The organism is Emergencia sp. JLR.KK010 (assembly GCF_037018265.1).
GTDB lineage: Bacteria > Bacillota > Clostridia > Peptostreptococcales > Anaerovoracaceae > Senimuribacter > Senimuribacter intestinalis.
Genome location: NZ_CP143550.1, coordinates 1,611,416 through 1,635,799, shown reverse-complemented (window position 1 = coordinate 1,635,799; position 24,384 = coordinate 1,611,416). Strand labels below are relative to the sequence as shown.

Genomic DNA, 24,384 nt, shown 5'->3' with positions numbered 1-24,384 from the left:
CCTCCAATTCTTTATTACAGATTTACGGTTTCACCAAGACCCTGCTCCAAAGCCTTTGAAAGCGCCAACTTTGCAGTAAGCAAATCTAACAGTGCCGTGCCAGTTGCATCAAATACGGTAATCTGCTCATCACTTTCTCTGCCGCAGGTCTTTCCTGTGAGAATTTCTCCGATTTCCCCTGCGATATCTTCTGCCTTTAGGATGCCCTTCTTGATTGGAATCTCGATTTCACCTACATTGATGCACTGCGGTGTATCATCGGTAAATACCCTTGCGCCGTCAAAGATTTCTGCGTCGATTTCCTCCTTTCCACTCATGTCAGCGCCAATACAGCTGAAATGAGTGCCCGGTTTTACCCACTCCTTGCGGATAATCGGCTCTTTGGACGGTGTCACCGTAATGATGATATCGCTGTCCCTTGTGGCAGCCGGTAAATCTGTCACCGCCTCAAAGACTGCCCTACAGTCCTTCATTTCAAAAGTTTCAGTTAGAACTTCCGGCATAGACGCTGCAAAACGCTCCGCATTTTCCTGGCTCAGAGCATCGTAAACATAGACCTTCTCGATATCAGGAAGCTGTGTCAAAGTCGCAGCCACCTGAAAAGTTGCCACATGACCCGCGCCTACTACCATCAAACTTTTAGAATCTTTTCTTGCAAGGAGCTTTGCACCGATTGCGCCTGCCGCGCCAGTTCTGATTCCTGTAATGTGACTGCCGTCTAAAATTCCCTGCGGAACGCCAGTCTTTGCATCCATAACCAGAACGGTTCCAATCAGCGCTGGAAGATCCTTCTTTGTGTTTTCGCCAAACCAGGATACCACTTTTAGACCGAAAATATCGCTGCCTTTCAGCCAGCCGGACTTGATATCCATGTCTGCTACGCCCGGTTCAAATTCATGAAACACCAGAGGAAATACCGCAGTCTCTCCCATAGCTTTTAGACGGTATACTTCCTCTACCGTGCTGATAACATCGGAAAGCTTCAGAACTTTTTCTGTGACTTCCCTGCTCAATACTCGTAATGTAAACATCTCTCATTTCCTTTCCAAAACTACGCTTCTTGTCTAAAATCTATTTAAAGTATATCAACTTTGAAAAAGCAAATGTTTTGTAAAATTCCAGAACTCCCGCCGCTTTTTTTGAAAATTATACAAGAGCCCCCTTTGAGAAGGCAGTTCACTGCTTTCTCAAAGGGGGGCTTTCTATTATCTATTGAATGTATTTAACAAGAAGTTTCATCACTTCATCGATGTCGATTGGCTTTGCTGTATGAGCATTCATACCGCAGTCCAAACTATGCTGGATATCTTCTGCAAACGCATCAGCTGACATAGCAATAATCGGAAGATTATTATCCTCACGTTCAAGCGCACGCACAGCAGTGGTCGCCTCATATCCATTCATTACCGGCATCCGAATATCCATCAGAATTGCATCATAGTAGTAAAGCGGTGACTGACTCATTTTATCAACACAGATCTGTCCATTTTCTGCCCACTCTACTTCAAATCCAACTTCCGTCAAAATATCATTGGCAATCTCATAGTTCAGTTCATTATCCTCTGTCAGCAAAATTCTTTTCCCTGAAAAGTCATAACTTGCTTCCTTTTCTTCGTCTGCCGCTTCTCCCTGAAGATAACGTTTCAGCCCATAATAAAGGGTAGATTTAAAGAGCGGTTTCGCAATAAAGCCGGTAATGCCTGCTTCCAGCGCCTGACGTTCTATATCACTCCAGTCATAGGCAGAAATTAAAAATACCGGAATTTTATGTTCTACTCTTCTGCTGATTTCGCGCATAGTATGCACACCATCCATACCTGGCATTTTCCAGTCAAGGAGAACCACCTGATAGTCCTTGCCTTCTTTATGTTTTGCCTCAATCATTTCCAGTGCTGCTTCACCGCTAAGGGCATATTCTGCTTTAACTCCCAGTTCTTCCAAGGCTGCGACCGCACTAAAACAAAGATTTTCGTTGTCGTCAACCACCAGCACTCTATCAACCGACAGTGTCATCTCCTCTTCTTCTATGGTCGCCTTCTTTAAATCAACAGTAATGCGGAATTCGCTTCCTTTTCCCAGTTCACTTTCTATTTCTATGGTGCCGCCCATGGCATCAAGGATATGTTTAGTAATTGCCATTCCCAGACCGCTGCCTACAGTCTTCTCTACCGCCATAGATTTTTCTCTGGTAAAGGAGTCAAATATCTTGTCCATAAATTCCGGACTCATGCCGATTCCGGTATCCTTAATACGGAACTGATTTCTGACATATTCTTCGCCTAAAGGAGAATTTTCCTGCACTAAATATACATTGATAGTACCGTCTTCCGGTGTGAACTTATGAGCATTTGAAAGCAAATTCAAAAGCACCTGATTCAGACGCACGCTATCACACATAACATTCTCAGAAACAATCTTCTGAATAAAAATATCAAAATGCTGATTCTTCGACTTAAACTGTGGCTGCATAATCTGTACGATATCTTTCATTGCTTCCCGCAGAGAAAGCTGGTCCATAGAAAGGTTCATCTTTCCACTTTCTATCTTAGACATGTCGAGAACATCGTTAATCAGTCCAAGCAGGTGTTTGCTGGACAATTTAATTTTCTGCAGGCAATCATCTACTCTGCTGCTGTCTCCCTCATTCTTAATTGCAATCTCCGTCATGCCGACAATGGCGTTCATCGGTGTTCTGATATCATGGCTCATGCTAGAAAGAAACTCGCTCTTAGCTGCATTAGCATGCACAGCTTCTCTCTTTGCCTCCTCCAGTTCCCGCATTTGTGTCTTCATCATTCTGTAATAAAGCAGGAAAATCAGAAGCAGCATAATCAGGATGGTGCCACCAGCTGTCAGCATAGCAACAGCACGCACTTCGTCCAACTCATAGACAATCTTGTCCAAATCCCCAAACGGCATAATACTGATTAAGTACCATTCCGAATCGGACAGCTCCGTCATATAGAGATGTCTTCTCTCTCCATTAATAGAAATGACAGTGGAGTATTTTATATTTTTCGCAATCGCTTCCTCTAATTCCGCTGCATAACTTTCCTTGGTTTTTCCATTATAGGTTTCTAAGGTTGCCATCATTCGGTCAAAAAAGTTGTCTCTAAAAGCATCGCCGCCACGAATAACAAAATCCCCATCGCTGTTAATGATATGGGAATATGCAGTCGTATCCTGCTCATTTAAAAACAGATTCTGGCTGATATACTCCATAGAAATGCCTGCAACGATGACATCACTTTTCTTTCCGCCACCCATATCATATTTGACAGGTACAGAAAGCATCAGCATGCTCTGTTCATCCGCCGTATATGCACGTGAAATCTGTTTACCATCCCCTCGCAAAAGCTGCAGAAATTCCGCCTCGTCGAAAGGCTGTATTTCCTCTCCGAAAATTCGATAGAAATCTCCTTCTTGGGTGTAAAGGGCTAAATATTGAAAATCCCGCACACGAACACCTGTCTGCAATTCTGCAATCAGTGCCTCACCGAAATCATATTTCTCCGGTGGTGTCCTTTGAATCAGTCCTTCTATCTGAGAAATTCGCAGCTCAACTACCGTATCAAATTTCTGCTGAATCTGACGGTTCATCTCTGCCATATAGATTTCACCGATTTTACTGATGGAGGATTCGCTCTTATCCTTCATAAACATAGTAACCCCGGCGAGAACAGCAGTACTCAAAACCGCTGCGACTATAATGCTGATTAATAAATATCTGCTAAAATTTTTCTTCACATTCTTTCTCCTTATTTCAGCAATCCTTGAATTGCCTGAATAGTAACGGCATAATCTTCTTTCAGGCAATCTATATATGCCTCCAGACCATCGGTGTCTTTCGCCCTCAACTTTTCTGTCAAAGCGTCTGCCGATACATGAAGTTTATCAAAACCTAAATTCTGACAAACACCTTTAATGGTGTGTGAAGCCCGGAAGGCTTCGTCATAATTGCCTGCTGCTAAAGAGTCGCACAGCAGCTGATAGCTGCCATCATCTAAAAATTTCAGCGCAAACTTTTCAATTCTCTCATCTTTGCGCAGGCGAGAAAGTACGCCTTCGTAGTCGCCGCCCATCATTTCATAACATTCTTTTACTGTCATTTTTACTCCCTCACTTTCTCTTCTTCCTCTTTGTTCTGCGAAGTCGCAAGCAACGTGTCCTTCATGGTTTCATCATAAAAATAGTAACGTCCTTTTCCACCTTTCTTTGCAGTATATAAAGCGCAGTCCGCACAGTGGTAAAGCTGCGTATAATCTGTTCCCACATCGTCGGATTTTGCAATGCCCATACTGATTGAAACAGAAAATTCATTAAACATGCTGTTGATTGCCGTAAAGATACGTTCAACAACCATCTCTAAACTGGTTCTGTATTCCAGGAACAACATAAATTCATCTCCGCCAATACGTGCTGCAATATCAGAACTTCTAATACTCTGCGTTAACTTATCTGCCACATACTTCAGCACCGAGTCACCAAAAATGTGCCCATACTGGTCGTTAGCTGACTTAAAATCATCTATATCAAACATAATGAAAGCAAAGGAATGATCCGGGTTTTTCTGCATGCGCTCCACCATCATTTCCGTGGCAGCAGCTCTGTTATAAAGACCAGTTAATCCATCTCTTGACGACATTTGCTTCAGAATGGATAGCTCGACATATTCTTCATGAATGTCAGTAATCTTTCCATAGAACTTTACAAAGGAACCTACACCTTCGCTGCCTTCACTGCTCCAAATGGTCTGTGCAACGACCCGTTTCCATCTTGCCTCGCCTGCCTGCGTCATTTCAAAATCCAACTGAACAATTGGATTCTCCGGTGACGTCTGCTCCAGACATTCAATAAGCTTCTGTATGTTTTCTTTCCCGAAACAATTACCTAAGCTCTCATCCTCCATAGGATTTAGGATATTTTCAGAAATTCCCAGCACTTTAGCACCCCACGCTGATACTGTAAGCAAAGGGGGCGCTGCTATATATTCAAACTGAATTTCCTTGGACATCTCCGCATAAAATTCATTCTTTTTCCGTTCATATTCCAAAAGACGCATAGCTTTGTCCACTGCAGAAAGTTCCTCACGGTCGGCAATGCTGTCGGAAATATGATAAAACTCCTTGTCTAAGCTGGAGCCCAGTGTCTCATTATCCATGACCTTGCGCACTTCCTCTTCGTTGTCTCTAAGGCACTCCATAATCAACGGATTAAATGCGCCGCACTCCCCATGCAAAATCATATCTATGGCTTTTTCGTGAGAAAAGGCTTTTTTGTAAACGCGCTCACTAGTCAGCGCATCGTAGACGTCCGCCAAAGCCACAACCTGCGCCGCAATAGGAATTTCCTCACCAACCAGACCGTTAGGATAGCCTCTTCCATCGTATCGCTCATGGTGTGACTGACAAATGTCAATCGCAACCTTAACCAGCTCCTCATCTTTGTAAAAAGGAATGGCCTCAAGCATAGATGCGCCCAGCTGAGAGTGAGTCTTCATAATGGCAAACTCTTCATCGGTTAGCTTGCCCGGTTTATTTAAAACTTGATCGGGAATGCCAATCTTTCCGATATCGTGCAGGGCCGAAGTGACGGAAATCAGCGAAATCTGCGCCGGGGTCAGGTTATATTGATCCGTCTTCCTCGCCAGACTTCTAAGCAGCAGTTCTGTCAACGCCTGTACATGAATGACGTGCATGCCGCTTTCGCCGTTTCTAAATTCAACAATATGGCTTAAGATGGAAACTAATAGTCCGCTTCGCTTCTCAGTCTCATAAATTTGGTCTGCAACCATAGTCGCCAGCTTCTTCTGCTTGGCATAAAGCATGATGGTGTTATTCACTCGCCGGTAAACCACAGAAGAGTCAAAGGGACGCGAAATAAAATCCGTTACCCCAAGTTCATAGGCCCTTGCGATATAATCGGTGGAATTCTCTGCGGAAATCATCACCACAGGAATATCTTTAATCCAGCGATTCTGATTCATCACCTCCAGCACACCGAACCCGTCCATGCCCGGCATAACGATATCTAAAAGTACCAAAGAAATTTCCATATTTCTTTTCTGGAGAATCATAATGCCTTCCTCACCATCTTCTGCCTCCAGAATTTCAAATTCTTCCTCTAAAATATCACTTAAAATCAGACGATTCATCTCTGAATCATCTACGATTAAAATCTTTTGTTTTTCTTTGCCTGCCATATCTAAATTTCCTCTATAATTCAAGCTTTAGTCTCACTTTAAGTATACTAAAAAAAGGACTTTTTTGAAAGTCCTTTTTTAGTATATGTGGATATTTTTATCTACTTAATCATTAATGTCTTCCACGCTGTAATTCAGACGATACTGGCGGGAAGAATAGGATTTATAAAAGAGCTGGGAAATACGCTGCACAATGATATAGGTATCATCCGGTTTAGCGCACTGCACCAAAAGCACGAACTGATCATCTGCCACTCTTGCACAAATATCAGACGAACGGATAGAATCTAAAATCATAGCCTTCAGTTTGTTTAAAATGGTGCTTTTCTTATCAATTTCTGCAGCACCCGTCACATTAAACAAAATGAGATAATAATTCTTGTTTTCACGCTTAGCAACCTTGGAAGTCAACTCATACACGTGCTTAAACATATCGTAGGTGCAGTAAAATCCACCTCTGTCTGCCTGCTTATCCCGATTGTCATTGAGTTCTTTTTTTACTTCTGATATCTTAAGAATTTTTGACTTGTTCTCTTCCTCAATCAGTTCATAAAGTTCTTTAAACTTTGGTGACAAGCCCGTTCCCAGTTCTTTGTAAAAGGCTTCATTAATCTCGTCGTAATATTGAATCGCCTTGTGATATTCCTGGGTCTTAATCAGTCCCTGTATGTAAAAGTAATGCAAACCCTCATAGAAAGGTTCTCGCAAAATTGCCTGATAATCAATCTTAATCATTCGCTCATATTCGCCCTGATTAATCAGATATTTGCAGATTCTTCCTACAATATTGGCAAAGCTTGCTCTGTACCATTCTGCAAGCTGCATAATCCAAAAATGCTGAGAAGACGTCATATAGAGGTGTCCGGTATAAAGATCCATAACTTTCATGGCTGACTTGTACTCTTTCTCTGTCAGTTCCACTTTTCCTTCCAGTTTTTGAGAAATCTCAGTGAGTAAATCCGTATCCAGAACAAATCTAATCTGATTTGTAATTCTGTATCCGCCTTTGCTGGAAACAATCCAGTCAGTATCATCTCCAAATAATTCCTTCAAGGATGCTCGCAGGCTGTGGATAGTGAACTTCAGCGCACTCTTTGGATTCTTACTCTCACTCCAAAGTGCGTCATAAAGGTCCTCATTAGAAACAATTTTTTCATGATTGAGCAGCAGATACTGCAAAAGATTCAGCGGCTGCTTGTTTAAATGCTGCGTCATATTATACTTCGTGCCTTGATAGCTAATGACGAATCCACCAAACATGCGAACACACACAAAGTCATTTTTGGACATACCTATACCTCCGATTTCCGCCACATAAATGTACCTCTATTATATAGGTAATTCCCAGTCTATGTCAATAAGATTTGCCGTCATTTTAGAAGGTCTGCCAAATATCCCTCGTCTTTTTTGTGCGTTCCTTTTATTCTCTTATACTCTTTTATGGAATCAACCAGTCATTCTGCACGATTTCCAAAATATTCCTGGTAAAATGCACTGCTGTTGTCATACTTTCTTCTGCCGCAGCGGATATATTTCTTTGCAATTCTTTGCCTTAACCGATGACTTCACCTTTTCAAATTCTGCAGTCATTTTTTCTGCAATGATAAGAAGCATTTCCAGCTCAGGTTTCGTGCAGTATTTCTCTACACTGATGATTTTATCTTTATAATCTTTGGGGATTCTCAGCTTGTCGCCAAATCCGTCACCGATACGAAAAACCTTCACCTCGCCTTGATAGAGATTTAATGCCGTTTTTACTGCACTGTTTTTCTCAATCTGTCTCGCATGATAAGGGGTTACATTCAAAAGGTCATCTTCAGAATACTTCAAACAGTTATTTTTCAAAAGAATCCTCATGATTTCCAGTTCGTTAGAGCCTTCGCACATCATAAGAATTTTCATGCCATCAGCTCCTTCTTCATCTTCATCAGTGTCTCGTAATCTACTGCTGTATTAAATGCATTACAATAAAACTGTTTACTCTTTAAAAGCTCGGATCTGACATTGTACTCGCTATACATGTTATACAATTCCACCTTATCTGACGCCTTGGAAATCCATATATTATCCTGCCTGTTAAATAAATCCAGCACTTCACAATAGTGGGTGGTAAAAATTAAAGAGGCATTTTTTCTGTTTACATTTTTATCTTTATATAAACTAATCATATTTTCGACCAGCGTCTTATGAAAGTGATTTTCTATTTCATCAATCAAAAGGTCAAATCCATTTTTGAGAGAAGCTACCATCAAAATGTATAAAAAAATTCCTTTGGTCGTTCCGCTGGAAAGAAAATGCAAAAGTTCGTTATCCGATACAACTTCTTCACTGCTGCCGTAAGCTAATCTGTAATTATGCGCATCTACACGTTCTATTTTTTTAATATTTTCGTCGAAAATCCTTATAATGGTAAGAAATACCGATTCTTCTATCTCGTAAGCTTTCATTGCCTTAAAAAGAAGCTGATATGTGTCTGTGCCGCTTCCGAAACTATCAAAATAAAAAGCCTGCGTTCTTTTCTTCTCCAAAGCAAAGAACAGAATAGAGGTATCCTCCGGCAATGCACCCAAATCCTTTAACTCTGTGAAATCTTCCAAATCAAAAATACCGTTTACCTTGGATTTATAATACGGTTTCTGATACAAATGCTGACTTACAAAGTTCGCTTTGTTTCCAAGAGAGCTGTCGCCTTTCAATTCCGTTGTATAGCGATAGATAGAATTCTCATGAAAAAAAATGATTTCAAGCTGAATTCCGTCGTAATGATAGTATTTTTCCTCAAGTCTAAAATTGCCGAGTATAGAATAGCAGCAATCCAAAAGCTCTATTGCACTCGTTTTTCCAGAGGCATTTTTTCCTACAAATGCCATCGTATTGAACACATACAAATCTTCCGCTATCTTTTGAAGCTCGTACTCTTTGTCTTCAGCAGTCTTCTTAGATTTTGCCGTAAAGTCTATCGTAAAATCATCTTTACAATTCTTGAATCCATTCGCTTTTACTCTCAATAATTTCATGTATATCACCTCTGTTTATAGTATACACCAAAAAATGATTTTAAACAACATTTTTGTTTAAAATCATTTTTTGATTTTGTATGAAAGCCTACCCTGTATCATTTCCTACTCTGCGATATAATCGCTCCTTTTTATCTCTATACTTTTAATACCGTTGACAAATTTCATCTGTATCATCAGTTCAAGCAGTTTGATTCCTGTTTTCAAAGGTTCAATGACCTGCACACAACTTCCGACCTCTTTTTAAGCAAGCTGCACAGCATCTGCCGCCCGGTTCATACCGGTGCAGCCTAAAATAACGGTGGTAATCCTGTCTTTTTCAAACTCTTTGCAGCAGCTGACAAGCCACTGGATTAAATCATTTTCCCGAAGCTCCAGCACCGTCAAATCTACCGGTTTTACTAAAGCGATATGCGCAGCGCCGTGGCTCTTTGCTCTTCACTAAATCATGGTAGCAGGCCTTCCTCACTTTATCTTTATTCGCCCTGACAAATAAATCCGCTGTTTTTTTGTAACCGTTACAATCAAAACCACTAAAAAACCCTTGAAAGCGCTCAGCCGGTGAGTCTTTCAAGGGTTTTCATTCTTACTTATTTGCCAGTTGCTGTTTTGATTAGTTCTTAGCAGCTGCTGCAGCCTGCTGTGCAGCTACTTCTGCAGCGAAGTCTTCTTCTTTCTTTTCGATACCTTCGCCTACTTCGTAACGAACCATTTCTACAACCTTCATGGATTTGCCGAGCTTCTTAGCTTCTTCTTCCACATACTGTGCAACTGTCAGGTCGCTGTTCTTAACGAACTTCTGGTCTACAAGGCATACTTCCTTTAAGATAGCCTTAATTTTGCCAGGGATGATTCTGTCAAGCAGTTCTTCCTTCTTGCCTTCGTTGAGAAGCTGCTGCTTCGCAATTTCTGTTTCGGAAGCAAGCCAATCAGCATCAACCTGCGTTTCGTCTACAAACTTAGGGTTCATGGAAGCAACCTGCATAGCTACGTCCTTACCTACAGTCTCGATTTCAGAAGCAGCTGCTTCAGTCTCAATACCTACAATAACGCCGATTTTGCCGCCGCCGTGAATATATCCAGTGTAAACAACGCCATCAGTAGCCAGCTTTTCAAATCTTCTGATGTTCATATTTTCACCAATCTTGGAAATCTTGTTGGTCAGAGCGTCTTTTACAGTACCCTCATCGCCATAAGTCATTTCCATGAAGCAATCCATGCACTTTGCATCGTCAGCCAGTGCCATCTTGGACAGATTATCTACGAATTCTACGAATTCAGGGTTCTTTGCAACAAAGTCTGTTTCAGAGTTTACTTCGATAACAGCAGCACTCTTGTGGTCATCGGAAAATGCGATTTTAACAAGACCTTCTGCAGCGATTCTTCCAGCTTTCTTAGCTGCCTTGGATAAACCCTTTTCTCTCAGAACTTCTACAGCTTTATCGATGTCGCCATCGGTTTCAACAAGTGCCTTCTTGCAGTCCATCATGCCGGCACCAGTCATTTCTCTTAATTCTTTTACTAATTGTGCAGTTACAGCCATTTTTTGACCTCCAAATCTTATATCAATAGCGATGTGAATTATTCAGCGTCTGCTGCTAAAGCAGCCTCAACTTCTACTGCTGCTTCCTCTGTGCCTTCGTCAAAGCTTTCGCCCTGATTAGCTTCAATTACAGCGTCAGCCATTCTGCCAGCGATAAGTTTTACTGCTCTGATTGCATCATCGTTAGCAGGGATAATATAGTCAACATCGTCCGGGTCACAGTTTGTATCTACGATACCTACTACAGGAATACCCAGAATTCTAGCTTCCTTTACTGCGATTCTTTCTTTCTTAGGGTCAACGATGAACAGTGCTCCAGGCATACCCTTCATGTCTTTGATACCGCCTAAGAACTTCTCTAATTTATCACGTTCAGCTCTCAGCTTGATAACTTCTTTCTTGGATAACTTTTCAAAAGTTCCGTCTTCTTCCATTCTGTCAATGTCAAAGAGTCTTTTGATTCTTCCACTGATAGTCTTGTAGTTGGTCAGCATACCGCCCAGCCATCTTTCGCTTACGTAGTACTGTCCGCATCTCTTCGCTTCGTCGATAATAGCGTTCTGTGCCTGTTTCTTAGTTCCTACGAACAGGATTGGTTTGCCGGTTGCCGCAACTTCCTTCATGAAGTCATAAGCTTCCTCAATCTTCTTTACAGTCTTCTGTAAGTCGATGATGTAAATTCCGTTTCTTTCTGTGAAGATGTAAGGAGCCATCTTAGGGTTCCATCTTCTGGTCTGGTGTCCAAAATGTACACCAGCTTCAAGTAATTGTTTCATTGAAATTACTGCCATGATTCTTTTCCTCCTGGTTTTACCTTCCACTCGGTCTATCGTGCATAAAACCGCTTTCGCGGCACCGCTTCTACAAAACAACCGGGTGTGTTAAATTAATTCATTTTGGCTAAAGATAAACAAGCCGACCATTATTATACGTCATTTAGATTGAAATTGCAAGCTTTTTTAAAAACTATTATGCCAAATTTACGCTATTTTTCAGAAAAAGTTTGTATTTCTGTCTCAGTTTAATAAAATTTGTCCTACCCAAGCAAAAAACATACCCGTTATCAAAATGGATTTCCGGCTCTCTCATCGACACAATGCGTTCCAGATTCACATAACACCCCTTCAGACAAGGGCAAAACCGTCCGTCAAGAGCCGCCTCCAGTTTGCTCATCTTTTCATAATATCGGTACTCCCGGCAGGAAGTTACCACATGAAGCTTTCTTCCCTCCTGCTCCACAAGGACGATGTCACCTACGAAAACCCTTGCCACTTCCGCACCGCTTATTATGAGAATGGATTGTTCTTCCATTATCGTTCCTCCTAGTCGTATTATTCTCAGTATTATACTTTTCATTATATAATAAACACAAATAGGAGCCTATGGCAATTTCTCCTCTTTTTCCGACTATTTTCGACAGGTTATGACAAAATATGGCAAATCGCCCTAAAACAAAATTATGATTTTGCAACTTATAGAACTAAGAGAAATCAAAAAGAAAAACATATTTTTTGTCATTCAGCCAGAGAATATCGGTATAGCACGATAAAACAGCCCTTTGCAAATGCAAAGGGCTGTTTTTACAGTCTCAGCTGGATCTTATAATTCTTCGATTTCTTCAAACTCCGCTAAATGTGCTTCTCTCTTATAAGTGATTAAATCTTCTGCAATTTCGTGAGCTGCGATAGATACAGGCTTATTAATCTCGCATTCTGTTAAAATCGGTTTTCCGTCAATGATATCTCTAGCTCTCTTAGCAGCCATGTTTACGATGGTGTATCTGCTGTCTGCCTTCTTTCTAATCGCGTTAATTGATGGGTATAGCATTATACTTCCTCCTTATATTTTTCAATCAGCTTGTAAACATTCTGAGACACTCTGGAGTGTTCGGCAACTACGATAGCCTTAACTCTGCTTACTGCCTCTTCCAGTTCGCCGTTGACCACACAGTAATCATATTTATCTATGTAGGAAACTTCCTTCAGTGTCTGCGAAAGCCTCAAGTTAATCGCATCTTCCGTTTCTGAACCTCTGCCAGTAATTCTCTTTCTGAGTTCTGCCATAGAAGGCGGCAAAATAAAGATAAAAATCCCGTCAGGATATGCAGTCTTTACATTCAGCGCACCCTGAATATCAATTTCCAGTACAACATCGATGCCCTGCTGAAGTTTTTCTATCACTTTGGCTTTCGGCGTGCCGTAATAATTGCCGTAGACTTCTGCATGTTCCAGAAATCCTCCAGCCTCTATCTCCTTGCAGAACGCTTCTTTCGTTGTAAAGTAGTAACTAACACCCTCTTCCTCTCCGGGACGAGGGTTTCTGGTCGTCATCGATACGGATACTTCTACCTTGGTATCTTCTACCAGTCTCTTACAAATCGTTCCCTTGCCGGCGCCAGAAGGTCCGGATATAATAAATAGTTTTCCTGCGTGTTCGGCTCTGTCCATTTTTATCTCCTCGAAGCGTTGTATGAGTAAACATTATATCACTTTTTGCCTTCTCATTCAAGGAAATTATTCGATATTCTGCACTTGCTCACGAATCTTTTCAATTTCAGCTTTCACCTGCAGCATTAAATTAGTCACTGCGATATCATTGGCTTTAGAGCCGATCGTATTCGCCTCCCGGTTCATCTCCTGCACCAGAAAATCCAGTTTTTTCCCATCAGGCTGGCTGCTCTTTTCAATGATTTCTTTCATCTGATCCATATGACTATTGAGTCTGGTCAGTTCCTCTGCAATGCTGCATTTGTCCGCAAAGATGGCTGCTTCCACAAGGATTCTGTCCTCCGGCACAGTCACGCTGTTTCCAATCAGTTCCTTGATTCTCTCGCGAAGTTTCTCAGTATAAGCCTTTGGAACCTCTGCTGCCCGTTCTTCAATTCTATCTACCAGATCTTTGATGATGCCTCCGCGCATAACCAGATCAGCCGCCAGCTTTTCTCCCTCTACGCTGCGCATGGCTTCCAGATTGGAGGCCGCTTCCCTAACGGGGGTGAGAATACATCTGGTCATTTCTTCCTCATCATCCACATCGGGAATAGCCTTTAGCACATCGGGAAGCCCTGCCACGTACTGCAATGTAATCTCACCTGGAAGTTCAAAGCTTGCCTGCAGTGCTTTCAGATTGTCCAAATACTGCTGTGCAAGCATGGTATTCAGCTTAATATTGACATCATTTTCCGTCAAATTCTCTACCATGATGGAAACATCCACCTTGCCTCGTTTAATCTTTTCCTTCACAGTGTTTTTCACTTTATCTTCTACAAAAGAATATCTCCTTGGCATTCTCACCGAAATATCACAATATCTGTGATTGACAGACTTAATCTCTACAATGATGCTCCGTTTTCCGTCATTATATTCACCTCTGCCAAATCCTGTCATACTTTTTATCATCTAACTGTTTCCTCTCTTTCTTACATCAATGATAATAAATTTATTTTATCATATTTTCCTTTCGTTGACAAACGATTCTACATCGGGGTACAATAGAGAAAGTATCGCAAAAAGAAAGGAGTCATATTATGGCTTTTGACGGCATTATCACCTGCGCTATGGTAAAAGAGCTGCAGGACACCATTATGCTTGGAAAAATCGAAAAAGTTTATCAACCGGAAAGTGATGAACTGGTATTTCATATACACACAAAGCAGGGTAACAAAAAACTTTACGCCAGCATAAACAGCGCCCACAGCTGCCTGCATTTTATTGAGGAAAATCCGATCAATCCGCCAGCGCCACTGGCATTCTGCATGCTGCTCCGAAAACACCTTGTGGGCGGTCGTATCGTAGAGATTTCTCAAAAAGACGCAGAACGTATCATAGAGATTTCCCTGGAAACCTTAAATGAACTGGGCTTCACTGTCTCTAAGAAGCTCATCTTTGAAATCATGGGAAAACACAGTAACATCATCTTGGTGGACATGACTACTGGCAGAATCATCGACAGTATCAAACGAATTTCCATCGATGTTAACCGGGTGCGCCAGGTTCTGCCCGGCAAGGAATACGTCTACCCGCCGGCCCAAGACAAAATTTCCTTCAAAGAAATCTCAGATGAAGCGCTTTTAGAAATGGCTGCAAATCCAAAAGAAATTCTCTCAAAAGTTGGCGGTATCTCCCCTGCTGTAGCTAGCGAACTTTCTATCAATGACGACCGCGTCAGCTGGCTTTCCGCTCAGCGTTCTTCTATTGCAAGTGGCACTTTTATACCCCATATTTACGCTGATGAAAAAGGAGTGCCGCAGGAATTTCACATCGCTTCACTTTCTCAGTACGAAGAAAGTACGCAGCGCATTGATTTTGAGACCCTGAGCCAATGTCTCAGCTATTATTTTGATCACAAGCAGTCATCTAACCGGGCAAGGCAAAAATCTCACGATCTAGTAAAATCTGTCTCCAGTCTTCTCGATAAACTCTACTTAAAAAAGCAGCGTCTTTCCGAAGATCTTTTGAAGGCGGAAAACTCTGAAAATCTGAGGCTTTACGGAGAGCTTCTCACCGCAAATATGCACCTTGCAAAACCGGGCGATGCTGCAGTGGAGGTCATGAACTACTATGACGGAAGCACAGTGAAAATTCCCCTTGACCCTCGGCATAGCCCGTCAAAAAATGCGCAGCAGTATTTTAAACGTTATGGAAAATCTAAAACAGCCATTAAGGAAAAACAGGTGCAGCTTTGCGAAACCGATGCAGACATCCAGTATCTGGAATCAGTTCTGACTTACCTGAACAATACAGATAGTGTAGAAGAAATAGAAGCACTCCGCGGAGAACTTTCCGAAACAGGCTATATCAAAAAACGTAAAAGCGCTTTTAAAGAGAAAAAATACAAACCTCAGCCCCACCGCTATACCCTTTGCGATGGATCTCAGGTTTTAGTGGGACGCAACAACAAAGAAAACGATATTTTAACACTAAAGACTGCTTCTAAGACGGACTTATGGCTGCATACCAAAGATATCCCTGGCTCTCATGTTATCGTTCAGACAGGCGGTGCTGCACTTTCTGAGGAAGCGCTCTTTGAAGCAGCTGCTATCGCAGCCTATCACAGCAAGGGACGCACCTCAGAAAATGTTCCTGTAGATTATGTACAAGTTAAACATGTAAAAAAGCCTTCCGGCGCCAAACCGGGCATGGTAATCTTTACTAACAATCGCACCCTCTGGGTCAACCCGAAGCTGCCTGAATCAAAATAAAAATCCGTATTCAGTAATAAGCATAAGGGGGGGGCGCAAGCTGCCTCAAATATCACAATAGAAAGCCCCTTTTCCTTCGGAAAAGGGGCTTTTTTCAAACAAACAACAATTATTTGGTCACAGCTTTTGCCGTCACCAGGGTCTCAAGAAACAGTTTTCGCGATTCTCCAGTCAGCTGATAGTAATCCTCTGAAACTTCTGTCTCAACCCGCGTCACTTTTGCTGCACCTTGCTCCAGCGCTTTCTCGCGTGCCCGCTCCTCAGCAACTTTCTTCGCCGCTGAAAGTGCTTCGTCGTATTCTTCAAAGGTCATCGTTTTACTGCCGCCAGTGACTCGATAAACGCCCAGTGCCGGCTGAATGTGCACAGTATATTCAGCGACTACACGGCCAACTGCTGCGCCGATAGCATTAGCAACTTTAGCATATTCCGGCACATCCGCCGAAACACCAAAGAGCGCTGCTACCTCCGGTAAGAAAATTCTAGTCGGTGCACCAATTCCAATAAAGTCTATCTGAGATTTAAAATCCGGTCGCATGAACTTTGCACCACTCTGTCTCTGTTTAAAGATATAGGCCGCCAACTTTTCAACGGCTGCCTCATCTTCGGCAGAAAGCTTGCCGTCTGTCTCATATTTCATAAAAATACCGGTAAGGCTGCTGTAAAGTCTTGCTTTCGCCAAGTCATAAATTTCCCTGCAAACTGTATCAAAATCTTTTTTCGTTGCTTTGCAGAGATATATCACACCCTGTTTTGCCGCTTCCACATCGTAAGCATCATAATCGCCGCAAATATGCATAACGTCAGTCGGTGTTACACCGCACCTGATGATTACGCCTTCATCCTCAAGACGCTTGCTTCTAAACACATAGGGGCTCACCCCTACTGCTTCTGCTGCTTCACTGAACATCAAAGGCTGTACTGCCAGCGCTTCAATCAGCTTCTGCTCGTTAGCGGTATACTTTTCCATATTCTTAGGCCGATTTACCAGCATAAAAAACTGATTGGCAGGATAGCTGTAGGTAGCAAAACCAGCATTAAGCTCCGTCAGCTTTTCCCGAACCCTTGGAAACTGGGCTGCTGCCATGGAAAGAGGTACAATACGTCGTTTCTCCAGATAAAGGCTGTTGTCTTCGTATTCCACCGCACTATCGCCACCCAACGCAAAGGTATCAATGGTGACCCCTTTAACCATAGTCTTCCAAGGTCCGATAGAAATACCTGCATCACTTGTCACTGGCACTCGATTTTTTAAAAGGGCAACATCACTGGTAGTCCCGCCCATGTCCACAATCAAGGCATCTTTTTTGTCAGAAAGCTCCATAGCCCCGATAATGCTGGCAGCAGGACCGCAGAGCAAAGTTTCTACCGGCCTTCCCATAGCATAGTCTCTGCTCATAATATTGCCGTCACTTTTGACGACCTGAATCGGCAGTGACAGCCCCAGCTCCGCCAGAGATTGGTCAATGGAGTCAAAGAAATTCTCCATAACAGGAATCAATCTGGCATTGAGCAGTGCTGTCGCTGCTCGCTTCTGTACGTTCAGTTCCTGATAAAGATTGTATCCACGCACACAAGGAACAGAAAGCACTTCACCAATAATCGCTTCTGCCTCCTTTTCAAACTGGCCGTCATTGTATTTGGCGTTCATCTGCACAATTGCGACACTGTCAAACTCACGAAAGGTTTCTTTGACAGTCTCTCGAAAAGTCTCCCAGTCCGGAAGAGGCGTTCCTTTATCAACAGTGGCAGCATCTCCTTCTAAAAAGCAAATTTCTGAAACCGGCGGAAGCCCATAGGTTCCCTGCATCCTCGCAATCATCTGTGGTTTTACACCGATCAGCACCAGTTTAGCACGACCGCCCTTGCCTTCGACACAGGCATTTGTTGCAAGAGTCGTAGATAGAGACAGATACTCCGCCTGTTTAACGAGATTTTCATCCAGACCTCTCAGCGCTTTCAAAATGCCCTCTTTTAAATCTCCTTTCGTCGTCAGCGTCTTGCTGAAAGACAATACCTGATTTCCGTCGGTATTCAAAACTACTGCATCGGTACAGGTACCGCCGGTATCAATGCCAATTCCAATCATGCTATACTCCTTTACTTTTCGGAAACAAAATTTATACTCTGGCTTTCTCACGAATACTGAGCATTCTCTCATCAGTTTGGGAAATCGTATCCGCACACTGTTTCAGTTCCTCAATAATTTCATCTTGATTCGGAATATCCTGCTTGTACTTAATCCTGTGTTCCAAGGTAGCCCAAAAGTCCATCGCTACTGTCCGAATCTGTATTTCAACCCGCATAGGTCTTTTTTCGTTGGAGAAAAAAACAGGCACTTCCACAATCATATGGTAGCTTCGGTAGCCGTTTGGCTTTGGATTCTTGATATAGTCCTTAATCTGAATGACCTTTAAATCATCCTGCGCCTTCAGCATGTCCGCCACATTATAGATATCGTCGAGAAAGGAGCAAATCACTCTGATTCCTGCAACATCATTTAAGTTTTCTTCAATGGATTGCAGCGATACCGGAAATCCCTGTCTCTGCAGCTTTTCTAAAATACTGAATGTCTTTTTTCGTCTTGCAGTAATGGATGAAATCGGGCTCTGCTGTGCCAGCGAAAGCTCATCGTTTAGAATCTGCAGCTTTGTCCTAACCTCTCTAATCGCAGAATCATAACGCATCATCAAAATATCATACTCCTGCAGCACTTTCTTCGGATCGCCGTCATGAGCTGCAAGCAATTCATCCATCAATACCTTTGTGTTTTCTTCATTCATGTCTTTACCCCTATTCTACAATAAACTGTCCTATCTTTTCTATTACTGCCTCTCCTGTATCCTCTTTTCCTCCGTTGTGAATTTCGTGACAATACCCCGTCCACTCCACATAAGTAAAGTTTTCTCGCTGAGAAAGTCTCGCAGCAAGCCTTCTGCTTCCCTCCACGTCGCAGATTTTATCTGCGTCACCGTGCATCAAAAGAAAAGGTTTATCCGCTGCTCCTCCATTATCTGGGTGACTCCCCTTATAAATGGCAGTACCAATATCAAAACCGTCCACAGCACAACGCAGAGAAATTCTGGAATGTACCAACGGATCCTTCTTAAAAGGTTTTACATAGTCTGGATTCCCAAGATCCTTCTCATCGATATTCTGACTGATAGTCGCTTTCGGCGCTATCTTTGCGGCAGTACGAATCAACGGAAGCAGTGGTCCGGGCACAGACATCACCAGCTTAATCCACGGCGCAGAAATAATATATTTCGCGGGAATGTAATTTTTGCTTCCGCGCATCATATAGTCAAGACCGATATTTCCTCCCATACTGTGTCCATAAAGCGTGATAGGAAGCCCTGGATAAAGTGTCTTCGCCCGCATAATCAACGCATCCACATCGGCAAGTACTTCTCTTCTCGGCGCAGTATCACCACGCACACCACTTGAAATACCATGACCTCGTAAATCCATAGACACGATAGCTATCCCCTTTTCTGCTAAAATCCGTGCCATTCTCTTATAACGACCTGCATGCTCTCCGATTCCGTGAATCAGGCAAAGCACATGAGACGGATTCTCACAGGAAAAATGATATCCTGTCACCGCCTTATCTCTCTCTGGAAATGCAAAATTTTCGTACATGATTTACGCTCCTTTACAAAAAAGTATCAAAATCCTACAAAAAAGTGTCAAAATCCGACATCCCCCTTGTTTTTTTGAAAAAAATCGTCTACAGTAGCTTTGTAAGCTGCACTTTGCCTCGTGCTTTAGAAGGAGGCGTTAGCATGATACAAAAATACTGTTCCCTCTGCGGAAACATCTATCACAACACAACATTTAAAGGCGGATATGTGTGTGAAGATTGTGTTAAATACATCAAATGTAACCAAAAACTTTAGATTAGCTGACGTACAAGTTCCACTCTTACCGCAAAATATCGCAGTTTGATTTCAAACACGAACGAAAGGCACATCTGGCTGGGCGCAAGCTTACAAGGCTGACTGCCGCAAGGCACTCAGCCTTTCTTCCTCTTTTTCCCATACCTGTATCCGGCCTTCTTTTTAGTCTCCATTCTTTCTCTGTTAATCCGCTTTCGGGTCTTCGCTTTCATAATTGAATAGCCAAACTTACCCAAAGGCTCCTTTTTCAGACCAAAGTATTCACCGTGACTATAGCACAGAAGTCCTGCCCGCTCCAGACACAGCTTTCCCTTTTCATCGAAAAGCGCTTCCTCTGCATGAACACCTACAATCTCTGCAATGAACATATCGTGAGTCGGATATTCCTTTACCTCCACCACTTTACATTCCAGATTCACAGGCGACTGCTCTATCATCGGACAAGACACATGGTCCGCCGCTGTCAAAGAAATTTCCATCTCCAAAGCCTTGTTCACATCGCGCCCCGATTTGACACCGCAAAAGTCTGTCGTCTTCGCAAGTTCCTCTGTCGTTAAGTTTATGACAAATTCGCCAGATTCAGAAATCAAATGGTGGGAATATCTGGACTTCCGCACTGACACATAAGTCATTGGCGGATCCGAATTAATAATCCCTGTCCATGCGATGGTTATAATGTTTGTCGCAAGACTGTCACCGCAAGTTACTAATACCGCCGGTACTGGATTTAGCATAGTTCCGGGCTTCATTGAAATTTTTGCCATTTTCTATTCCTTTCTCAATTTGGCGAGTAACTCTTCAAAGTACCTGGGAAGAGAACTTTCAAACTCCATATACTCTCCCGTCCTGGGATGCACAAATCCTAACACCTTAGCATGAAGCACCTGTCCACTGCAATCAGGTGGAAGCTTGACTGCACTTTTCCTCGGTCCGTATACCATATCCCCTGCCAAGGGATGCTTAATATGCGCCATATGAACCCTTATCTGATGAGTTCGTCCCGTTTCTAGTCTGGCCTCAATTAGCGTGAAATTTCCAAAACGTTCCAGTACCTTGTAGTGCGTAATTGCCCTCTTTCCGTGGTCCAAATCGGTCACCGCCTGTCTGAGACGATTTGCCGGGTCTCTGCCGATAGGAGCCTCCACTGTCCCCTCATCTTCTTTTATGTTATGATACACCAGTGCCTGATAGGCTCTGGTGATAGTATGGTCTGCTAACTGCTTTGACAGGGACTCGTGAGCAGCATCATTTTTGGCAATCATCAAAAGTCCGCTGGTGTCCTTATCTATCCTGTGCACGATACCCGGTCTTACAACCCCATTAATTGATGATAGCCTGTCCCCACAGTGAAACATAATTCCGTTAACCAAAGTTCCCGTATAATTGCCTACAGCCGGATGAACTACCATGCCCTTTGGCTTATTGACAACTAGAACATCTTCATCTTCATAAACTATGTCCAGAGGAATATCCTCAGCGCAAATGTCCAGTTTTGTCGGCTCCGGTATAGCAATTTTAATTCTATCGCCAAACTTTACTTTATATTTTTTTGAAATGCAGATTTCTCCGTTTACCGAGATATTGCCTTTCTCAAAAAGCTTCTGAATAAAACTCCTCGACATTCCCGAAAGTACCTGCGCACACGCAGAATCAATTCGACTGCCCTGCAGCTTTTCTTCTATATCAAACTCGTATTGGATTTTTTCTTCCATCTTCTTTCTCACGACTTCCTGCTCTTTAATTTGTCTCCAGCCAGCACATATAATACCAATACGCCGCACCCCACTGTCACACCAATATCCGCAATATTGAACACCGGCGGGAAAATAGAGAAATCCAGCATATCCGTCACATAGCCCAAAGCTATGCGGTCAATCAAATTGCCGATGCCTCCTGCCAGAATCATGCTCCACGCAAGGTATAAACTGAAATGTTCTCCTTTTTTTCTATGAAGAATCACAATGGCTGCGATTACTACCAATAGCGGAATCAAGATTAAAATCACTTTTTGACCGCTGAACATGCTAAAAGCAGCACCTCGGTTCTGAATATACGTCAATCTAAAAAAATCCCCAACAACACTGACAGACTCTCCCAGATACATTCGGGTACGTACCAGCAGCTTGCAAAGCTGATCTGCTATAACAAGCAAGCAGGCTAATATATAATATCTCATGACAAATTACGGGGCAACACATGTGCCCCGCCTCCTAATTCTTACTTATTTGATGACTCTGGTTTTAAACATGTCACTGTTTACCTGGGTCGTTTCTTCATTTCGCCTGCTCTGCAGGTCTTCCATCAGCATCTCTTCTAAAGATTTCTCACCGCCGATTACCATGGTATCTCTGGAATCCATCTTGGAACGCACCTGTGTTTTCTGCAAAGGTGTCATTGCTGGTTCCGGATTACTCTGCATTGGTGACTGCGCTGGTCTTGCCGGTGCTTTCGGGGCAATTGTCTCCTCCATTGAAGCAGGCATAAACTCTCTTTCAAGCTCCGCAAAAAGTTCTTCGCTGGAGCCTTCAATCTGGCTAAGCTGATCTTCAAGAAGCTTTCTGTAGCGTTCTCTGAATGTACTTAGTCTGTATTTAAGTTTCTCACCCTCTTCAGTCAGCTTGGACACAGAGTCTCGTGCTTCTCTCTGAATGGTCTCAGCATCCAGCTGCGCATTTCTGATGATAATCTCTGCTCTCTTTTCTGCGCTCTCAGAGATATCGTTCATCAGTTTTTTAGCAGACTCCAAAGTATTCAGGACAGATGTCTCTGAACGTTTATACTGACTTAAATCTGCTTCTAAGCTCTTGATGGTCTTCTGCTGCCGTGCGTTTTCGTCCATCAGCTGCTGCAAGTCAAGGATAATCATATCCAGAAATTCATCGACTTCCTCTGCATTATATCCTCTCATTGATTTAGAAAATTCTTTTGTTTCGATTTCCTGTGGAGTAATCATATCTCTACCTCCCGATTTTTCTTAAAGAACGATTAATACCAGTTTCACTAGAAGATTTGCTACAATCTCGATGAGAAAGAACGCTAGAAGCACAGAAAAATCCAGCATGCCTGTGTTGATATTCAGCTTATAAAGAAGCTGTCTGCAAGGATTTACAATAGGCTCCGTCAGCTTAGTTAAAAACTGATAAATCTTTCCTACGGCTGAATAAGGATTTGTTGCAAACCAACTCAGCAGTGCTCTTACGACAAGAGCCATAGTTAAAATCTGTGCAAACCAGTAAATTGCTCTTATTAAAACAATAGCCAAATTTATTTACCTCCAGGGACTCTTTTCTTCCGCACCAAACTCAAAGGCGGTTCTATCATCAGAAGCGGCGGAAATACCTACGTTTTCTGGAGCAAAGATAAAAATATTGTTTGCTACTTTCTGCACATTTCCGTTAAGGGCATAAGTTGCACCACTCATAAAATCGAAAATCTTTCTTGCAACTTCTGTCTCTAATTTCTCTAAATTGATAATAATAGGTCTTCTGCCTTTCAGGCTGTCCACAAGTTTCGGACATTCTTCAAAAGCTTTTGGTTCGATGAGAACCAGTTTAAATGCGCTGGTACCTGTTACAGAGAAGCGCTTTTCGCTTGGTTTGGATTGAGAAACGCTCGACTTCTTCTCTGGCAGCACTGTTGTCTCACTTACAAAGGAACGTCTTGGCTCCTTTGCAAGCTTTTCTTTCGCTGCATTAACTTCTTCTTCTGTAATCATTTCATCGTCATCTAATTCTTCGATTCCGATTACCTTCTTGATTGAATCTGCAAAACCCATATTGTTTTCCTCCTAAATTATATTTGTTTTATTATTTTTCTTCACTTCGATAGTCACGATACCCGAAAATGGCAGTCCCGACTCTGATTAAATTCGAACCCTCTTCTATGGCTACTTCAAAGTCATTGGTCATGCCCATAGACAAATACTGGAAGTCAATTCTCCCTTCCTGGCTACCTGCGTACTTATCATAAATTTGCTTTACTTCTGAAAAGTATGCCCTTGCATCATTTGGATCCTCTTCATAAGGGGCAATACACATCAGGCCCCTAATTCTGATATTCGGGCACTGATTAGCAATGTCTAGAATCAACTGATCCGTTTCTTCGGTAGTGATGCCAAATTTGGATTCTTCTTCGGCAGAGTTGACCTGTACTAGAATATCCATAGTCAAATTGTGCTGCGCTGCCCGCTTGTCAATTTCTCTGGCAAGCTTTAGTGAATCCACGGAATGAATCATGGACACCTTATCAATAATATATTTTACTTTATTTGTCTGTAAATGTCCAATCAAATGCCAGCGAACAGGTTTTACTTTTTCATATTTGTCCATGATTTCCTGAACTTTATTCTCACCGATATCTGTAATACCTGCATCGATAGCCTCATTGATTTCGTCTGCTCCATGCAGCTTGGTAACTGCCACCAGCAGCACATTACTTCCACTTCTGCCGGATTTTTCGGCCGCAGCTGTCTTCAGCTCCTGAATATACTCGATATTTGACTTGATCGACATATTTTAAGCACC

Annotated in this window: 25 protein-coding genes; 1 reads left to right on the top strand and 24 read right to left on the bottom strand. The window is 42.4% G+C overall.

Going from position 1 to position 24,384, the window contains the following annotated elements:
* Positions 1-14: 14 nt before the first annotated feature.
* The 14 genes from V1225_RS07820 to V1225_RS07755 form a co-directional block, all read right to left on the bottom strand.
* Entirely contained in the window at positions 15-1,031 is a 1,017-nt protein-coding gene (locus V1225_RS07820; protein ID WP_160201192.1) for an ornithine cyclodeaminase family protein, read from the bottom strand.
* Positions 1,032-1,209: 178 nt separating this feature from the next.
* Complete coding sequence (locus tag V1225_RS07815) at positions 1,210-3,747, bottom strand: response regulator (protein ID WP_338545979.1); 2,538 nt, start codon at positions 3,745-3,747, stop codon at positions 1,210-1,212.
* A gap of 11 nt (positions 3,748-3,758) precedes the next feature.
* Positions 3,759-4,109 (bottom strand): Hpt domain-containing protein, encoded by a 351-nt coding sequence (locus V1225_RS07810; protein WP_160201193.1) that lies wholly within the window; start codon positions 4,107-4,109, stop codon positions 3,759-3,761.
* Positions 4,110-4,111: 2 nt separating this feature from the next.
* Positions 4,112-6,202: a diguanylate cyclase gene (locus V1225_RS07805; protein WP_251630201.1), complete on the bottom strand. Its 2,091-nt coding sequence runs from the start codon at positions 6,200-6,202 to the stop codon at positions 4,112-4,114.
* 105 nt (positions 6,203-6,307) lie between these two features.
* A complete protein-coding gene (locus tag V1225_RS07800) occupies positions 6,308-7,492 on the bottom strand; it encodes a winged helix-turn-helix domain-containing protein (protein WP_160201195.1) in 1,185 nt (394 codons plus the stop codon).
* Between the two features lie 213 nt (positions 7,493-7,705).
* Positions 7,706-8,104, bottom strand: coding sequence for a hypothetical protein (locus V1225_RS07795; protein ID WP_243151014.1), 399 nt, complete (start codon positions 8,102-8,104; stop codon positions 7,706-7,708).
* Complete coding sequence (locus V1225_RS07790) at positions 8,101-9,219, bottom strand: AAA family ATPase (RefSeq protein WP_160201196.1); 1,119 nt, start codon at positions 9,217-9,219, stop codon at positions 8,101-8,103. The genes V1225_RS07795 and V1225_RS07790 overlap by 4 nt, the downstream gene beginning before the upstream one ends.
* 243 nt (positions 9,220-9,462) lie before the next feature.
* Positions 9,463-9,600 (bottom strand): hypothetical protein, encoded by a 138-nt coding sequence (locus V1225_RS07785; protein WP_251630204.1) that lies wholly within the window; start codon positions 9,598-9,600, stop codon positions 9,463-9,465.
* Between the two features lie 232 nt (positions 9,601-9,832).
* Positions 9,833-10,762, bottom strand: a complete 930-nt coding sequence (gene tsf, locus V1225_RS07780; protein ID WP_251630205.1) for a translation elongation factor Ts — start codon at positions 10,760-10,762, stop codon at positions 9,833-9,835.
* A 38-nt stretch (positions 10,763-10,800) separates the two neighbouring features.
* Positions 10,801-11,553: a 30S ribosomal protein S2 gene (gene rpsB, locus V1225_RS07775; protein ID WP_160201235.1), complete on the bottom strand. Its 753-nt coding sequence runs from the start codon at positions 11,551-11,553 to the stop codon at positions 10,801-10,803.
* A gap of 178 nt (positions 11,554-11,731) precedes the next feature.
* Positions 11,732-12,073, bottom strand: a complete 342-nt coding sequence (locus V1225_RS07770; protein ID WP_160201236.1) for a LytTR family DNA-binding domain-containing protein — start codon at positions 12,071-12,073, stop codon at positions 11,732-11,734.
* Between the two features lie 288 nt (positions 12,074-12,361).
* Entirely contained in the window at positions 12,362-12,589 is a 228-nt protein-coding gene (gene rpoZ, locus V1225_RS07765) for a DNA-directed RNA polymerase subunit omega (RefSeq protein WP_160201237.1), read from the bottom strand.
* On the bottom strand, positions 12,589-13,209 hold the full coding sequence (gene gmk, locus V1225_RS07760; protein WP_160201238.1) for a guanylate kinase: 621 nt from the start codon (positions 13,207-13,209) through the stop codon (positions 12,589-12,591). The genes rpoZ and gmk overlap by 1 nt, the downstream gene beginning before the upstream one ends.
* Before the next feature lie 66 nt (positions 13,210-13,275).
* Positions 13,276-14,160: a YicC/YloC family endoribonuclease gene (locus V1225_RS07755; protein WP_161908210.1), complete on the bottom strand. Its 885-nt coding sequence runs from the start codon at positions 14,158-14,160 to the stop codon at positions 13,276-13,278.
* Positions 14,161-14,288: 128 nt separating this feature from the next.
* Here V1225_RS07755 and V1225_RS07750 point away from each other — a divergent pair, with 128 nt between their 5' ends.
* Positions 14,289-15,962 carry an NFACT RNA binding domain-containing protein gene (locus V1225_RS07750; protein WP_251630206.1) on the top strand — a complete coding sequence of 558 codons (1,674 nt, stop codon included), beginning with the start codon at positions 14,289-14,291 and terminating at the stop codon, positions 15,960-15,962.
* A 109-nt stretch (positions 15,963-16,071) separates the two neighbouring features.
* Here V1225_RS07750 and V1225_RS07745 read toward each other — a convergent pair whose 3' ends face one another.
* The 10 genes from V1225_RS07745 to V1225_RS07700 form a co-directional block, all read right to left on the bottom strand.
* On the bottom strand, positions 16,072-18,051 hold the full coding sequence (locus V1225_RS07745; protein WP_161908212.1) for a hydantoinase/oxoprolinase family protein: 1,980 nt from the start codon (positions 18,049-18,051) through the stop codon (positions 16,072-16,074).
* A gap of 31 nt (positions 18,052-18,082) precedes the next feature.
* Positions 18,083-18,745 carry a GTP pyrophosphokinase family protein gene (locus V1225_RS07740; RefSeq protein ID WP_160201242.1) on the bottom strand — a complete coding sequence of 221 codons (663 nt, stop codon included), beginning with the start codon at positions 18,743-18,745 and terminating at the stop codon, positions 18,083-18,085.
* Between the two features lie 10 nt (positions 18,746-18,755).
* Complete coding sequence (locus V1225_RS07735; protein WP_160201243.1) at positions 18,756-19,604, bottom strand: alpha/beta fold hydrolase; 849 nt, start codon at positions 19,602-19,604, stop codon at positions 18,756-18,758.
* A 373-nt stretch (positions 19,605-19,977) separates the two neighbouring features.
* Entirely contained in the window at positions 19,978-20,625 is a 648-nt protein-coding gene (locus V1225_RS07730; RefSeq protein WP_160201244.1) for a flavin reductase family protein, read from the bottom strand.
* Between the two features lie 3 nt (positions 20,626-20,628).
* Positions 20,629-21,573, bottom strand: coding sequence for an RluA family pseudouridine synthase (locus V1225_RS07725; RefSeq protein WP_160201309.1), 945 nt, complete (start codon positions 21,571-21,573; stop codon positions 20,629-20,631).
* An 8-nt stretch (positions 21,574-21,581) separates the two neighbouring features.
* Positions 21,582-22,037 (bottom strand): signal peptidase II, encoded by a 456-nt coding sequence (gene lspA / locus V1225_RS07720; RefSeq protein WP_160201245.1) that lies wholly within the window; start codon positions 22,035-22,037, stop codon positions 21,582-21,584.
* A gap of 45 nt (positions 22,038-22,082) precedes the next feature.
* Positions 22,083-22,814: a DivIVA domain-containing protein gene (locus V1225_RS07715; RefSeq protein WP_161908213.1), complete on the bottom strand. Its 732-nt coding sequence runs from the start codon at positions 22,812-22,814 to the stop codon at positions 22,083-22,085.
* A 21-nt stretch (positions 22,815-22,835) separates the two neighbouring features.
* A complete protein-coding gene (locus V1225_RS07710; RefSeq protein WP_160201247.1) occupies positions 22,836-23,123 on the bottom strand; it encodes a YggT family protein in 288 nt (95 codons plus the stop codon).
* A 6-nt stretch (positions 23,124-23,129) separates the two neighbouring features.
* A complete protein-coding gene (sepF, locus tag V1225_RS07705; protein WP_160201248.1) occupies positions 23,130-23,636 on the bottom strand; it encodes a cell division protein SepF in 507 nt (168 codons plus the stop codon).
* Between the two features lie 31 nt (positions 23,637-23,667).
* On the bottom strand, positions 23,668-24,372 hold the full coding sequence (locus V1225_RS07700) for a YggS family pyridoxal phosphate-dependent enzyme (RefSeq protein ID WP_251630208.1): 705 nt from the start codon (positions 24,370-24,372) through the stop codon (positions 23,668-23,670).
* Between the last annotated feature and the right edge of the window lie 12 nt (positions 24,373-24,384).

What these genes read in the sequence shown, in the direction of transcription:
- V1225_RS07735 (WP_160201243.1), bottom strand. Translation starts at nt 19,604, where the DNA reads ATGTACGAAAATTTTGCATTTCCAGAGAGAGATAAGGCGGTGACAGGA.
- V1225_RS07770 (WP_160201236.1), bottom strand. Translation starts at nt 12,073, where the DNA reads ATGGAAGAACAATCCATTCTCATAATAAGCGGTGCGGAAGTGGCAAGG.
- lspA (WP_160201245.1), bottom strand. Translation starts at nt 22,037, where the DNA reads ATGAGATATTATATATTAGCCTGCTTGCTTGTTATAGCAGATCAGCTT.
- gmk (WP_160201238.1), bottom strand. Translation starts at nt 13,209, where the DNA reads ATGGACAGAGCCGAACACGCAGGAAAACTATTTATTATATCCGGACCT.
- rpoZ (WP_160201237.1), bottom strand. Translation starts at nt 12,589, where the DNA reads ATGCTATACCCATCAATTAACGCGATTAGAAAGAAGGCAGACAGCAGA.
- V1225_RS07790 (WP_160201196.1), bottom strand. Translation starts at nt 9,219, where the DNA reads ATGAAATTATTGAGAGTAAAAGCGAATGGATTCAAGAATTGTAAAGAT.
- V1225_RS07740 (WP_160201242.1), bottom strand. Translation starts at nt 18,745, where the DNA reads ATGAATGAAGAAAACACAAAGGTATTGATGGATGAATTGCTTGCAGCT.
- V1225_RS07745 (WP_161908212.1), bottom strand. Translation starts at nt 18,051, where the DNA reads ATGATTGGAATTGGCATTGATACCGGCGGTACCTGTACCGATGCAGTA.
- rpsB (WP_160201235.1), bottom strand. Translation starts at nt 11,553, where the DNA reads ATGGCAGTAATTTCAATGAAACAATTACTTGAAGCTGGTGTACATTTT.
- tsf (WP_251630205.1), bottom strand. Translation starts at nt 10,762, where the DNA reads ATGGCTGTAACTGCACAATTAGTAAAAGAATTAAGAGAAATGACTGGT.
- V1225_RS07755 (WP_161908210.1), bottom strand. Translation starts at nt 14,160, where the DNA reads ATGATAAAAAGTATGACAGGATTTGGCAGAGGTGAATATAATGACGGA.
- V1225_RS07700 (WP_251630208.1), bottom strand. Translation starts at nt 24,372, where the DNA reads ATGTCGATCAAGTCAAATATCGAGTATATTCAGGAGCTGAAGACAGCT.
- V1225_RS07715 (WP_161908213.1), bottom strand. Translation starts at nt 22,814, where the DNA reads ATGATTACTCCACAGGAAATCGAAACAAAAGAATTTTCTAAATCAATG.
- sepF (WP_160201248.1), bottom strand. Translation starts at nt 23,636, where the DNA reads ATGGGTTTTGCAGATTCAATCAAGAAGGTAATCGGAATCGAAGAATTA.
- V1225_RS07795 (WP_243151014.1), bottom strand. Translation starts at nt 8,104, where the DNA reads ATGAAAATTCTTATGATGTGCGAAGGCTCTAACGAACTGGAAATCATG.
- V1225_RS07810 (WP_160201193.1), bottom strand. Translation starts at nt 4,109, where the DNA reads ATGACAGTAAAAGAATGTTATGAAATGATGGGCGGCGACTACGAAGGC.
- V1225_RS07730 (WP_160201244.1), bottom strand. Translation starts at nt 20,625, where the DNA reads ATGGCAAAAATTTCAATGAAGCCCGGAACTATGCTAAATCCAGTACCG.
- V1225_RS07805 (WP_251630201.1), bottom strand. Translation starts at nt 6,202, where the DNA reads ATGGCAGGCAAAGAAAAACAAAAGATTTTAATCGTAGATGATTCAGAG.
- V1225_RS07820 (WP_160201192.1), bottom strand. Translation starts at nt 1,031, where the DNA reads ATGTTTACATTACGAGTATTGAGCAGGGAAGTCACAGAAAAAGTTCTG.
- V1225_RS07800 (WP_160201195.1), bottom strand. Translation starts at nt 7,492, where the DNA reads ATGTCCAAAAATGACTTTGTGTGTGTTCGCATGTTTGGTGGATTCGTC.
- V1225_RS07750 (WP_251630206.1), top strand. Translation starts at nt 14,289, where the DNA reads ATGGCTTTTGACGGCATTATCACCTGCGCTATGGTAAAAGAGCTGCAG.
- V1225_RS07725 (WP_160201309.1), bottom strand. Translation starts at nt 21,573, where the DNA reads ATGGAAGAAAAAATCCAATACGAGTTTGATATAGAAGAAAAGCTGCAG.